Source organism: Anaeromyxobacter sp. SG66 (assembly GCF_022690805.1).
GTDB classification, from domain to species: domain Bacteria; phylum Myxococcota; class Myxococcia; order Myxococcales; family Anaeromyxobacteraceae; genus Anaeromyxobacter; species Anaeromyxobacter soli.
Window position 1 is genome coordinate 1 of sequence record NZ_JALCZC010000120.1, and the last position, 12,314, is coordinate 12,314.

Consider the following 12,314-nt stretch of genomic DNA (forward strand, 5'->3'; position numbering starts at 1 on the left):
GCCCCGCGGCGAAGGGGACGCCGCGCGCGGCGAGCGCGCGCGCGAGCGAGGGGGCCACCTGCCGGGGCGCGGCGGCGATCACCGCGATCTCCTCGAAGGGCACGCCGTCCGCGGCGAGGGCCGCGACGGTTCGCGCCGCGGCGTCTGCCTCGCCCTCCTCGCCCGGCGCCGCCACCGCGATGACCCCGTCACCCTCGAGCTGCCCGGAGGCGCGGCCACCGCCGAGCGCGGCGAGCAGAGCGGCCGGCCCGGGGGCGCGCCCGTCGCCCTCGACGTGCGCGAGCACGACCTCGATCTCGCGCCGCGCGGCGAGCTCGTGCAGCGACTCGACGCGCCTGAGCAGCGGCTCGACGGGCGCGCACACGTCGGGGCGCTCGGGGAAGAACGGCAGGTGGAGCCGCGAGCGGCGCGCGCGCGCGACGAGCGCGGAGAGGAGGTCCCACTCGGCGAGGCTCGCCTCGGCGATCCCCGCGACGACGAGGAGGTCGAGGTCCGCCGTCTCGGGGCAGGTCACCCCGCGCGCCGCCGCGTCGGCCGCGGCGCGCGCCGCGCCGGCGCGATCGAGCGCGCCCGCGCGAGCGAGGCGCGTCTCGTAGGCGGCGAGGACCTCGGCGACGGCTCCCAGGCGCGCGGCCGCGGCGCCGTCCAGCGACCTCGCCGCCGCGCGTGCGTCCGCCGCGCTCACCTCCGCGCGGCGCAGCTCGGCCAGGGTCCCCGCGAGCGCGGCCGCCGTCCCGTCCGTCGCCTCGAGCCCCTCGAACGGCCCCCCCGCGTCTCGCCCCGCCTCGGCGGCGACGAGCCGCTCGGCCAGCGGATCCAGGATCGCCCGCCCGTCGCCCGCGGCGGCCACGAGCGGAACGACGAGGCGATCGAGCGTCGCCACCTGAGGCCCGAACAGGACGCCGTCCTGCGCGTCGCAGAGACGTCGCGCCGCCCTCGCAGCCGCGAGGGGCGTCCTGGCGAGGATGAGGGCGGCCACGAGGAGCAGGATACGAGGGAAGGCTGACGGGGCGGCGTGCGTTCCGGGAGAGATGCAGACGCACACCGGCACCAGGTCCCTCGCCGAGGAGGCCGTCGCGGTCCTCCTCGAGTGTCACGGCCGCCTCCGATCGTTCATCGAGCTGGCGGACCGGCTGGCGGTGGCCGGCGCGATGGGGGCAGAGGAGGTCGCCCGCGCGGCCGCCGGGATCCGGCAGTACTTCGCCGAGGCGCTCCCGCTGCACGCGCAGGACGAGGAGGAGTCGGTGCTGCCGCGCCTAGCCGGGCGCGACCGGCAGGTGGACGCCGCGCTCGTGACGATGCACCGCGATCACGCCGGCCACGCGCTCGCCGTCTCGCACGTCCTGGCGGTGTGCTCGGAGCTCGTCGCCTCGCCGGGACGGCGCGAGGAGCTCGCCCCCGCCCTCATCGCCGCGGTGGCCACGCTCCGGGAGCACTTCTCGCACCACCTCGTGCTCGAGGAGGAGGTCATCTTCCCGGCGCTGCGGACGCTCCTCGGGGACGGGGCCCGGGCGGACATCGCGCGCGAGCTGCGCGCCCGCCGCGATCACTCCTCGCGATAGACGGCGAGCGAGCCCTCGTTCTCCCAGACCTCGACCTTCGACACGCGTACGCGGCCGCCCTCGCGCTCGAGCAGCGCCCGGTTCGCCTCCTCGTAGAAGTGGCGCGCGAGCAGCTCGGCGGTGGTGTTCACCTCGTCGAAGGGCGGCACCTCGTTCACGTTCCGGTGGTCGAACCGGCCGCCGATGTCGCCGACGAGCTTCTGCAGATCCGCGAAGTCGATCACCATGCCGATCCGGTTCAGCTCGGAGGCGCGGGCGTGGACCCGGATCCGCCAGTTGTGGCCGTGGAGCCGCTCGCACTTGCCGCCGTGGAAGCGGATCTGGTGCGCGGCGCTGAACGTGAACTCCTTGGAGACCTCGAAGACGGGGACGCCCATGCGCGGCGCAATATAGCCGCCCTGGCCGGCGAGCGCACCCGCGCATCGGGATCGCGGGATCCCCCCTCCCGCGTTACCATCGCCCCGTGCGCATGCTCGCAGAGGCAGCTCTCATCGTCGCCGCCGGAGCCCTCCTCGGGCTCGCCGGGAACGCCGCGAGCCCGAGACCGGCGGCCCTCGCACGGCCCGTCCACTCGGCCGCGGAGAGCGGCACCGGCATGTGCGCGGTGGCAGGCGCCGCCCCGGCGGCGAGGGCGCCGCGCATCGCGGTCGAGGAGGCGAAGGGGCTCTGCGACGCGTGCAGGGCCGGGTTCGCCGACGCGCGCGGCGCGAGCGAGTTCGCGGCGGGGCACGTCACGAACGCCGTCCACCTCCCGCCCGCCGGCCACCCGGACGAGGCGGTCGCGGTCGCGGCGCTGCGCGCGTACCCGCTCGTCGTCGTGTACGACGGCGACTACACCTGCGCGCTCGCCGACGAGGTCGCGCACCGGCTGAAGCGGGAGGGGCTCCCCGACGTGCGGGTCCTCGAGGGCGCCTGGCCGGCCTGGGTGGCGGCAGGGGGCGCCGGCACGTCCGGCTACTGCCCCGCCTGCCACGATCCCGCGGAGGCTCACCGGTGAAGCCGCTCCTCGCGCTCCTGCGCATCGGCCTCGGCGCGACCTTCCTGTACGCCGCCGCCACGAAGCTCCCGGACATGTCGGCGTTCGCCGAGAACCTCGCGAACTACCGGCTCGTGCCGCCCACGCTCGTCCCCGGCGCCGCCGCGGCGGTGATCGGGATCGAGCTCACGCTCGGCCTGCTGCTCGTCACCGGGCGGCTCGCGCGGGGCGCCGCGCTGGTCGCGACCGGCCTCCTCGCGGTGTTCACGCTGGGCCTCTCGCAGGCGCTGCTCCGCGGGATCGACCTGCGCTGCGGCTGCTTCGGCGGCAACGAGAGCGCGACCTGGCTCACGGTGCTGCGCGACGCCGGCATGCTCGCCGTCGCGCTCGCGCTGCTCCTGCGCGGCCCGGGCCGCCTCCTCCCCGCGCGCCCGGCCCCGGCGAGCGAGCCGCGGCGCGACGCGTCCGCGGCCACCCATGGCTGAATCTCCCGGACCGGCCAGGGGCTCTCCTCGCGCATGAGCACGCACTCCCCGAAGCACCCTGACGCGCACGGCGCAGGCCACGGGCACGGCCATGGCCACGCGCCCGGTCGCGACCGCCACGGCAACCCCGAGGACCTCGACGCCTACCTCGCGCGGCTCGAGGATCCGTCGCGAGTCGAGTGGCAGAAGCCGGACGAGGTGGTCGCGGCGCTGGGGCTCCGGCCCGGCGCCGTCGCCTGCGACGCGGGCGCCGGGCCCGGCTACTTCGCCCTCCGCCTAGCCCGCGCCGTGGGGCAGTCCGGCCGGGTGTACGCCATCGACGTCGAGCCGCGCATGATCGCGCTGCTCGAGGAGCGCGCGCGGGCGGCGGGCATCGCGAACGTCCACCCGCTGCTCGCGCCCGAGGGCGAGGGGCTGCCGCCCGAGCCGTGCGACGCGATCCTCGTCGTGAACACGTTCCATCACTTCCCCGACGGGCCGGGGTACCTCCGCCGGCTGTCGGAGCGGCTGGCGCCGGGTGGACGGATCGTGAACGTGGACTTCCACGCCGGCGAGCTGCCGGTCGGACCGCCGCCGGACCACAAGGTGTCGCGCGAGGACTTCCTCGCCGCCGCGCGCGCGGCGGGGCTCGCGGTCGCCGCGGAGCGGACGTTCCTGCCCTACCAGTACTTCCTCGAGCTCCGGGTCGGTTGAACGGGGGCTGCGCCCCAGCCCCTGCACGCCGGGTCCCGTGCGCCACTGCGGGCGGCTTCGCCGCTGTCGCGGTGGCGCCCCGGCGGGCTCGCTTCGCTCGCCCGTTCGTCGAACATGATCGGCCCGCTCAACCCGCGCCGCCCGGGAGCAGCGCGCGGACCGCGCCGGCGGGGTCGTCGCCCTCGAGCCAGGCGCGGATCGCCGCGACGCCGTGGGCGCCGGCGGCGAGCACCTCCGGCACCCGCGCCGGCGTCACCCCACCCAGCGCGATGACCGGCAACCCCTGCGCCGCGGCCGCGCGCAGCACCGCGAGCCCGACGGGGGGCCCGTAGATGCGCTTCGAGGGCGTGTCGTAGACGGGGCTCACCGTCGCGAAGCTCGCGCCCGCCTCGCGCGCGCGGCGCACCTCCGCCGCGGAGTGGCACGAGACGCCGACCAGCGCGTCCGGACCGAGCAGGTGGCGCGCGTCCGCCGCCGGGATCCCGGCGGCGGGCAGGTGTACCCCGTCGGCGCCCGCCGCCTGCGCCACGTCCACGCGGTCGTTCACGATGAGGCGCTGCCCCGCCGCGCGGCAGACTGCCGCGAGCGCGCGCGCGAGCGCGAGCAGCTCGCGGCCGCCGAGGTCCTTCTCTCGCAGCTGGACGAGCACCCGGCCGGGCGGCAGTCCGACGAGCGCGGCGGTGACGCGCGCGGGGAGATCCCGCGTGAGACTGCGATCCGTGATCAGGTGGACAACGGGAACGCCCATCCGTAAGCTCGCGCGCACGCCATCCTCCTCCCAGAGGTGATCACGTGTCGAGCGACCTTCACAGCTTCCTCGCGTTCCTGGAGGAGCAGAAGGCGAAGCAGGCGAGCCGCTTCCCGACGGTCAAGTACGAGAAGGTCCTGTCCTTCATGGGCACGACCAGCCTCGCGGGGACGTTCGCCTCGGTCTCGGTGAACCGGATCCGCCGGCTCGAGCCCGGTCCGACGGGACGCGACCTCGAGATCCGCCTCGCCGGCCCGATCGTGCGCCGGCCTCAGAAGGGCGAGTCGATCACCGTCCACATGACGCGGGTCGAGCAGTACCAGGGCTACCAGGTGAAGACGCGCGCGCTCTCGACCGGGACGACCGAGCGCGATCTGCTCGAGGAGCTCCCGGACGGCACGGTGGCCGTGAAGGGCGCCCAGATCTTCACCGTCCACCACAGCCCCTACACGCTCAAGTTCTTCGAGAACGTCCCCTTCGAGGACCTGCAGGAGACGCTCGCCGGCGTGCGGTACGCGCTCGTGGGCGTGGGCGAGACGGCCAACATCTCGCCGCGGTTCATCTTCCACCACGAGGTGGACGGCGAGCGGCTCGCGCTCTATCACGGCGACGGCCTCGCCCTGAAGACGTACATGAACCTGAAGGCGAACCGCCACGAGACGCGGCTCGTGCTCGACCTCGACGACTTCGCGGGGTGGGAGCTCCGCGGCGTCGTGGAGGAGTTCGCGCCGCACCAGCACCCGGAGGCCTACGAGCGGATCTGCCAGGGCTTCAGCTCCGGGAACTGGGGCAAGCCCTCCCGCGTGTTCCGCTCGCAGATCCAGTCGATCGCGCGGATCGAGCCCGTCGGGTAGCTCAGCTCCCGATGAGCCCCGTCATCGGGCTCGACGCCGCGGCGTGCAGCTTCGTCGGGATGCGGCCGGCGAGGTGGGCCTTGCGCCCCGCCTCGACGCCCGCGCGCATCGCCTCCGCCATGAGCACGGGATCCCTCGCCTCGGCGATGGCGGTGTTCATGAGGACGGCGACGGCGCCGAGCTCCATCGCGATCGCGGCGTCGCTCGCCGTGCCGACGCCGGCGTCGACGAGCACCGGGACGCTCACCGTCTCCATGATGATCCGGAGGTTGTAGGGGTTCCGGATCCCGAGGCCCGAGCCGATCGGCGCGCCGAGCGGCATCACCGCCGCGCAGCCGACGTCCTCGAGGCGCTTCGCCGTGACCGGGTCGTCGTTCGTGTAGGGCAGGACCGTGAAGCCCTCCTTCACGAGGACCTCGGCCGCCGCGACCAGCCCGACCACGTCCGGGAACAGCGTGCGGCGATCGCCGATCACCTCGAGCTTCACGAGGTCGCCCATCTCGAGCTCGCGGCCGAGCCGAGCGGTGCGGATCGCCTCGTCGGCCGTGAAGCACGCGGCCGTGTTGGGCAGGAGCTTCATGCCCTTCGGGATCCACTCGAGGAGCGACGCCTCGCCCGTCTTGGAGAGATCGAGCCGCCGGACCGCGACGGTGACGAGCTCGGCGCCCGACGCGACGAGCGCGCGCTGCATGGTGGGGAAGTCCGGGTACTTGCCCGTCCCGACCAGCAGGCGACTCGTGAAGGCGTGCTTGCCGATGCTCCAGGTGTCCGCCATCGCTACCCTCCGCCGACGAAAGCGACGATCTCGATCGAGTCGCCTGGTCCGATCCGCTGGGACTCGTAGCGATCCTTCGTCACGACCGCGTCGTTCACCTCGACGGCGACGCGCTGCGCCTTCACGCCGAGGTGACCGAGCAGCCCGGCGACGGTCACGCCCTCCGGGACCTCCCGGAGCTCCCCATTCAGTCGGACCTGCATGCCCCGCACACTTAGAACGCTGGCGCGCGCGCGTCAACGCACCCTCGCGCTCGGCGTGGCCCGCAGCGCTCCGCGAGCTCGCCTTCCAGCTCTGCGTCGACGGGACGAGCCGCGGGAGCGCCGCGGACCTCCTCGCAGCGCCCGAGCACCTGCTCGGCCGCCGCGCGCGACGTCCTCCTCGCCTCCCGGCTGCTGGAGGAGTCCGTCGGCGAGGCGATCGGCAGCGGCGAGGTGCGCATGAGGGAGGACGCGTTCGAGGGCGACGCCGTCAGGACCGCACGACGATCGGTGCCGCGTAGTGAACGAGCTGCGGCTCGGCGTCGACCGGCGCGAGGCGGGCGGCCGCCTCGGACGCCGAGGGCGTCATCATGACGCTGAAGAAGAAGGCGGCCTCGAGTGCGAGCGCGAGAGCGAGAAGCGCGAAACCCTTCATGATCCGTGACCTCCGTACCCACCGCTCTACGCGCGCCCGCCGCGGCTATTTCGCGGCCGAAGGCCTCGCCCCGCAGGGGCCGGCGCCGTCACGAACGCCGGCGTCTCGTCTCTCGCCCGGGCAGCGCGCGACGTGCGCCGTCTCGCTTGCCCGCAGCCGGTGTGCGTGGTTACGTCGCCATCCCCCCGAAGAGGAGAATCGCCCGTGAAAGCTCGCCTCGCCGCCCTGCTCGCGCTCGCGCTCGGCGCCTCCGCCCGCGCCGACGAAGGCATGTGGATGCCGCAGCAGCTCCCCGATCTCGCGGCCCGGCTAGAGAAGCTCGGCTTCACGGGCGACGCCCGGCAGTTCGCGGATCTCACCGGCCAGCCCATGGGCGCGGTCGTCTCGCTCGGCGGCTGCAGCGCGTCCTTCGTCTCCCCCGACGGCCTCATCGCCACGAACCACCACTGCGTCATCGGCGCGCTCCAGTTCAACTCGACCCCCGAGCGCAACCTGCTCGACGGCGGCTACGTGGCGCGGTCGCGCGGGGAGGAGCTCTGGAACGGGCCGGGCGCGCGCGTGTACGTGACCGTCTCGGTGACGGAGGTCACCGACGAGATCACCGGCGGGCTCGAGCCGGGGCTCGGCGACGCGGAGCGCGGGAAGCTCATCGAGCGGCGCGTGAAGCGGCGCACCGCGCGCTGCGAGAAGCCGGGCCTCCGCTGCACCGTCGCGTCGTTCTTCGAGGGCGCGCGCTGGTTCGAGGTGGGCCAGCTCGAGATCCAGGACGTGCGGCTCGTCTTCGCGCCGCCGGCCAACGTGGGCAACTTCGGCGGCGAGACCGACAACTGGATGTGGCCGCGCCACTCCGGTGACTTCTCGTTCTTCCGCGCGTACGTCGGCAAGGACGGCAGCCCGCGGCCGCACGCCGACGACAACGTCCCGTACCACCCGCGGCGCTGGCTGAAGGTGTCGCCGAAGGGCGTTGCGGAGGACGACCTCGTGTTCGTGGCCGGCTACCCGGGGCGCACCCAGCGGCTCAAGACGTACCGCGAGGTGAAGGAGCAGCTGGAGTGGGCGTACCCGGGCACGGTGCGGCGCAACCGGGACCTCCTCGCCATCCTGGAGCGGCTCTCCAAGGAGTCGAAGGAGACGGCCATCCGCGTGAACCCGCGCGTGCGGGGGCTCGCGAACTCGATGAAGAACCGCGAGGGCGTCCTCGAGGGCGCCGCCAGGGGCGGGCTCCTCGAGAAGAAGGCGCAGGACGAGAAGGCGCTCGTCGCGTGGATCGAGGCGGACGCCGCCCGCAAGGCGGAGTACGGCGAGGCGCTCGCCGCGCTCGACCGGATCCAGGGGGAGAAGGAGCGGACGCGGGAGCGCGATCTCGTGTTCCAGTCGCTCACCTCGAGCTCGTCGCTGCTCTCCGCGGCGCGCACCGTCTGGCGGCTCGCCGACGACCGGCCGAAGAAGGATCTCGACCGCGATCCGGCGTTCCAGCAGCGCGAGTGGCCGCGGCTCCGGGAGTACCTCGAGCGCATCGAGCGCAGCCTGGACCTCGGCGCGGACCGCGCGCTCCTGCGCTACGCGCTCGTCGAGGCGGCGGCGCTCCCCGCGGACCAGCGCATCCCGCCGCTCGACGCGGCGGTGGGGCTCGCGCCGGGCGCGCCCCCCGACGAGGCCGGCCGGAGGATCGACGCGTTCCTCGACCGGCTGTACGCGGGGACGAAGCTCGCCGACCGCAAGACGCGGCTCGAGCTCTCCGAGCGGAAGACGACGAAGGAGCTCGCCGCCCGCAAGGACACGTTCCTCGACCTGTTCGCCGCGCTCCGGCCGTTCGAGCGGCAGCTCCGCGAGGAGCAGTACGCGCGCGACGGCGCGCGCTCCCGCGTCGGCCCCGTCTACGCGCGCGCCCTCGTCGCGAGGGCGGGCGGCGTGCTCGCGCCGGACGCGAACGGCACCCTCCGCGTCACCTACGGCGTCGTGAAGGGCGTCTCGCCGCGTGACGGCCTCTACTACCGGCCGCAGACGACGCTCGCGGGCGTGCTCGCGAAGCACCGGGCGGGCGACGAGGAGTTCGACGTCCCGGCCCCGGTGCGCGAGGCGATCCGGGCGCAGCACGCGCGCGGCACGGGCCCCTACGTGGACCCGAAGCTCGGCGACGTGCCGGTGGACTTCCTCTCCAGCGTGGACACGACGGGCGGCAACTCCGGCTCGGCCGTGCTGAACGGCGCCGGTGAGCTCGTGGGGCTGCTCTTCGACGGCACCTGGGAGACCATCGCCTCGGACTTCATCTTCGACGCACCCTCGACCCGCTCGATCCAGGTCGACTCGCGCTACCTGCTCTGGTTCCTCACGGACGTCGCGAAGGCGACGAACCTGCTCGAGGAGCTCGGCGCGCCCGTCGCGGTCGGCGCCCGCTAGCTTCCGGGAGATCCCCTCATGCGCATCCCCGCCCTGCTCCTGTCCCTGGCGGTCGCCCACGCCGGTCCCGCGCTCGCCGCGCCGCCGCGCGAGACGGGCGACGTCCTCACCTTCAAGGCGGTGGAGCGGACGCTCCCGAACGGCCTGCGGGTGCTCGTCGTCCCGACCGGCTTCCCGGACCTCGTCTCCGTCCAGATCCCGATGCAGACGGGGTCGCGGAACGAGGTCGAGCCGGGCAAGTCCGGCTTCGCCCACTTCTTCGAGCACATGATGTTCCGCGGGACGAAGACCTACCCGCCCGACGCCTACCAGGCGGTCGTGACGCGCATCGGCGCGCGCCAGAACGCGTACACGTCGGACGACGTCACGAACTATCACATCACGTTCGCCAAGCAGGACCTGGAGAAGGTCCTCGAGCTCGAGGCGGACCGCTTCATGAACCTCGACTACTCCGTCGCGGCGTTCAAGACGGAGTCGCGGGCGATCCTCGGCGAGTACAACAAGAACGCGTCGAACCCGCTGCGCAAGCTCGAGGAGGTCCAGCGCGACAGCGCCTTCGGCGTCCACCCGTACAAGCACACCACGATGGGCTTCCTCGCCGACATCGAGGACATGCCCAACCAGTACGAGTACTCGAAGACCTTCTACTCGCGCTGGTACCGGCCCGAGCACGCGACCATCGTGGTCGCGGGCGACGTCGACCCGCAGAAGGTGATCCCGCTCGTGGAGCGGTACTTCGGGCGCTGGCAGCGCGGCGCGCACCGGGTGGAGATCCCGCCCGAGCCCGCGCCGCGCGGCCCGGTCCATGCGCACGTCCCGTGGACCACGCCGACCCTGCCATGGGTGGCGGTCGCCTTCCACGGGCCGGCCTTCTCCGACGTGAAGAAGGACTGGCCGGCGGTGGATCTCCTCCTCGACCTGAACTTCGGGGAGACGAGCGACCTCTACGAGCGGCTCGTCGTGGAGGAGCAGAAGGTGGATGCGCTCGTCGCGGACTCCGGACCCAGCGTGGACCCGGGGCTCGTGACGGTCTACGCGCGCCTCAAGTCCCCCGCCGACGCGATCTACGTCCGGGACGCCATCCTCCGGACGTTCGCGCGGGCGCGCGCCGCGGCGCCGCCGCCGGCCCGCCTGGCAGAGCAGAAGGCGCACCAGCGGAACGCGTTCCTGCGCGGCCTCGACTCGACCGACGCCATCGCCGGGACGCTCGCGCGCTACGCGACGTACGCGCGGTCGCCGTACGGGACCGTGAACCGCCTCTTCCGCACCTACGCGGCGCTCACCCCGGACGACCTCCTCGCGACGGCGCGGCGCTACTTCACGGACGAGCGGCTCGTCGTGACCACGCTCTCGAAGGATCCGCTGCCCGCGGGCCTCGAGCGGACGCCGGCGCTCGCGGCGGTCGAGGCCGCCGCTCCGGCCCAGGCCGGCGCGAGGCCGGCCGCCGAGGTGCCGGTCGTCGCCATCCCCTCGAAGCTGCCGGTCGTGACCGCGAAGCTCCTCTTCGAGGCGGGCAGCGCGCGGGATCCCCAGGGCAAGGAGGGGCTCGCCGGGCTCGCCGCGGCGATGCTCGCCGACGCCGGCTCCCGGCGGATGCGCATCGACGAGATCCGCGACGCGCTCCACCCGCTCGCGGCGAGCTTCGACGCGCAGGTCGACAAGGAGCTCGTCACCCTCACCGGCACCTTCCCGCGGGATGGCTGGGAGCGCTTCGCGGACGTCGCGCTGCCGCAGCTCACCGATCCGGGGTTCCGCGAGGAGGACTTCCGGCGCGTCCGGGACGACCGGCTGAACGCGCTCGTCCAGGACCTGCGCGCGACGAACGACGAGGAGCTCGGGAAGGAGCGGCTGCAGGCGAACGTGTTCGCCGGCACGCCGTACGGGCACCCCGCGCTCGGAACGGTGCAGGGGCTCCGCGCCGTGACGCTCGACGACGTGAAGGCGTTCGTGCGCGCGCACTACACGCGCGCGAACCTCGTCGTGGGGCTCGGCGGCGACGCGCCCGCGCCGTTCCGCGCCCGGCTGCAGGCCGAGCTCGCGAAGCTCCCCGCCGGGGAGAAGCTCGCGCCCACCCGGATCGCCGCCCGGCGGCCGAAGGGGATCGAGGTCGAGCTCGTCGAGAAGGACACGCCCGGCGTGGCCATCTCCTTCGGCCACCCCATCGACGTGGTGCGCGGCCAGCCCGACTTCGTCGCGCTCTGGCTCGCCAAGACCTGGCTCGGAGAGCACCGCTCGTCGAGCTCGCACCTCTACCAGCGCATCCGCGAGGAGCGCGGGATGAACTACGGCGACTACGCCTACGTCGAGGCGTTCCCGCGCGGCATGTTCCAGTTCTTCCCGGGCCCCAACGTCGCGCGGCGCTCGCAGCTCTTCGAGGTGTGGATCCGGCCCGTCGTGCCCGCCAACGCGCAGATGGCGATCCGCATCGCGCTCCACGAGCTCGGCCGCCTCGTCGACCAGGGGCTCACGGAGGAGGAGTTCGAGAGGACGCGCGCCTACCTCGTGAAGAACGTGTTCGTCATGACCGCGCGCCAGGACCAGCAGGTCGGGTACGCGCTCGACTCGCGCTGGTACGGCACCCCCGAGTTCACTCGCTACATGCGCGACGGGCTCGCCCGCCTCACCCGCGCCGACGTGAACGCCGCCATCAAGCGGCACCTGTCGGCGAAGGACCTCTCGTTCGTGATCGTCGCGAAGGACGCGAAGGCGCTCGCCGACGCGCTCGTCGGCGACGGGGTGTCGACCGTGAAGTACGACGCGGAGAAGCCCGCCTCGCTCCTCGAGGAGGACCGCGCGATCGGGGGGACGAAGCTGGGCATCCGGCGCGAGGCCGTGCGCGTGACGCCGGCCTCCGAGGTGTTCGCGCGCTGAGGGAGGCGCCGCTTCTCCCCTCGGGCGGCGCGGGCCGAGCCCGAGGGGCCGCGCCTCACGTCCGGAGGGTCATCCACGCCGCGATCGCGGCGAGCAGCGCCAGCGCCACGAGCGCCGCGACGAGGATCCGGCGGCTCGCGCCGCTCGCCCCGTCGTCCTCGAGGCCGAGCGACAGCCGCGGCCGCTCCGCGCGCGGCGCGTCGGTGCGCGCCGTCCCCGCGTCGTTCTCTGGCGCGACGGCCGCGGCGCCCGGCACGGGCTCGCCGCTCGGGGCCGCCCCGGCGCCTCCGGCAACGGGCGCCGCCTCTCGGACC

The 12,314-nt window shown here is 74.1% G+C and carries 13 protein-coding genes and 1 pseudogene; 7 read left to right on the forward strand and 7 right to left on the reverse strand.

From position 1 onward, the window contains the following. Nucleotides 1–979, reverse strand: a pseudogene (locus MNZ39_RS20840) (PD-(D/E)XK nuclease family protein); the annotation flags it as partial. A gap of 52 nt (nucleotides 980–1,031) precedes the next feature. On the opposite strand from MNZ39_RS20840, the gene MNZ39_RS20845 reads away from it, so the two are divergent. Continuing rightward, a complete protein-coding gene (locus tag MNZ39_RS20845) occupies nucleotides 1,032–1,562 on the forward strand; it encodes a hemerythrin domain-containing protein (RefSeq protein ID WP_242341025.1) in 531 nt (176 codons plus the stop codon). On the opposite strand, the gene queD is transcribed toward MNZ39_RS20845, so the two are convergent. Then, on the reverse strand, nucleotides 1,547–1,939 hold the full coding sequence (gene queD, locus MNZ39_RS20850) for a 6-carboxytetrahydropterin synthase QueD (protein ID WP_242341026.1): 393 nt from the start codon (nucleotides 1,937–1,939) through the stop codon (nucleotides 1,547–1,549). The genes MNZ39_RS20845 and queD overlap by 16 nt on opposite strands. 92 nt (nucleotides 1,940–2,031) lie before the next feature. Here queD and MNZ39_RS20855 point away from each other — a divergent pair, with 92 nt between their 5' ends. Genes MNZ39_RS20855 through MNZ39_RS20865 form a run of 3 tightly spaced genes read left to right on the forward strand, consistent with a single transcriptional unit; the run spans nucleotide 2,032 to nucleotide 3,716 of the window. Beyond that, the gene (locus MNZ39_RS20855) at nucleotides 2,032–2,559 is read left to right on the forward strand and encodes a rhodanese-like domain-containing protein (protein WP_242341037.1); all 528 of its coding nucleotides are present in this window, start codon (nucleotides 2,032–2,034) and stop codon (nucleotides 2,557–2,559) included. Then, nucleotides 2,556–3,023 carry a MauE/DoxX family redox-associated membrane protein gene (locus MNZ39_RS20860; RefSeq protein ID WP_242341027.1) on the forward strand — a complete coding sequence of 156 codons (468 nt, stop codon included), beginning with the start codon at nucleotides 2,556–2,558 and terminating at the stop codon, nucleotides 3,021–3,023. Before MNZ39_RS20855 ends, MNZ39_RS20860 begins: the two co-directional genes overlap by 4 nt. 33 nt (nucleotides 3,024–3,056) lie before the next feature. After that, nucleotides 3,057–3,716, forward strand: a complete 660-nt coding sequence (locus MNZ39_RS20865) for a class I SAM-dependent methyltransferase (RefSeq protein ID WP_242341028.1) — start codon at nucleotides 3,057–3,059, stop codon at nucleotides 3,714–3,716. 127 nt (nucleotides 3,717–3,843) lie between these two features. Here MNZ39_RS20865 and thiE read toward each other — a convergent pair whose 3' ends face one another. Continuing rightward, nucleotides 3,844–4,464 (reverse strand): thiamine phosphate synthase, encoded by a 621-nt coding sequence (thiE, locus tag MNZ39_RS20870; protein WP_242341029.1) that lies wholly within the window; start codon nucleotides 4,462–4,464, stop codon nucleotides 3,844–3,846. A 44-nt stretch (nucleotides 4,465–4,508) separates the two neighbouring features. Between thiE and MNZ39_RS20875 the strand changes: the two genes are divergently transcribed. Next, entirely contained in the window at nucleotides 4,509–5,318 is an 810-nt protein-coding gene (locus MNZ39_RS20875) for a hypothetical protein (RefSeq protein ID WP_242341030.1), read from the forward strand. Between the two features lies 1 nt (nucleotide 5,319). On the opposite strand, the gene MNZ39_RS20880 is transcribed toward MNZ39_RS20875, so the two are convergent. The 3 genes from MNZ39_RS20880 to MNZ39_RS20890 all read right to left on the reverse strand — a co-directional run bounded on the left by MNZ39_RS20880 (nucleotide 5,320) and on the right by MNZ39_RS20890 (nucleotide 6,729). Then, a complete protein-coding gene (locus MNZ39_RS20880) occupies nucleotides 5,320–6,093 on the reverse strand; it encodes a thiazole synthase (RefSeq protein ID WP_242341031.1) in 774 nt (257 codons plus the stop codon). 2 nt (nucleotides 6,094–6,095) lie between these two features. Next, nucleotides 6,096–6,296 (reverse strand): sulfur carrier protein ThiS, encoded by a 201-nt coding sequence (gene thiS / locus MNZ39_RS20885; protein WP_242341032.1) that lies wholly within the window; start codon nucleotides 6,294–6,296, stop codon nucleotides 6,096–6,098. Between the two features lie 268 nt (nucleotides 6,297–6,564). Then, a complete protein-coding gene (locus MNZ39_RS20890) occupies nucleotides 6,565–6,729 on the reverse strand; it encodes a hypothetical protein (protein ID WP_242341033.1) in 165 nt (54 codons plus the stop codon). 204 nt (nucleotides 6,730–6,933) lie between these two features. Between MNZ39_RS20890 and MNZ39_RS20895 the strand changes: the two genes are divergently transcribed. Continuing rightward, nucleotides 6,934–9,129 (forward strand): S46 family peptidase, encoded by a 2,196-nt coding sequence (locus tag MNZ39_RS20895; protein WP_242341034.1) that lies wholly within the window; start codon nucleotides 6,934–6,936, stop codon nucleotides 9,127–9,129. Nucleotides 9,130–9,147: 18 nt separating this feature from the next. Further along, nucleotides 9,148–12,000, forward strand: a complete 2,853-nt coding sequence (locus MNZ39_RS20900) for a pitrilysin family protein (protein ID WP_242341035.1) — start codon at nucleotides 9,148–9,150, stop codon at nucleotides 11,998–12,000. Between the two features lie 55 nt (nucleotides 12,001–12,055). On the opposite strand, the gene MNZ39_RS20905 is transcribed toward MNZ39_RS20900, so the two are convergent. Beyond that, on the reverse strand, nucleotides 12,056–12,314 hold a 259-nt coding region (locus tag MNZ39_RS20905; RefSeq protein WP_242341036.1), incomplete at its 5' end, for a hypothetical protein.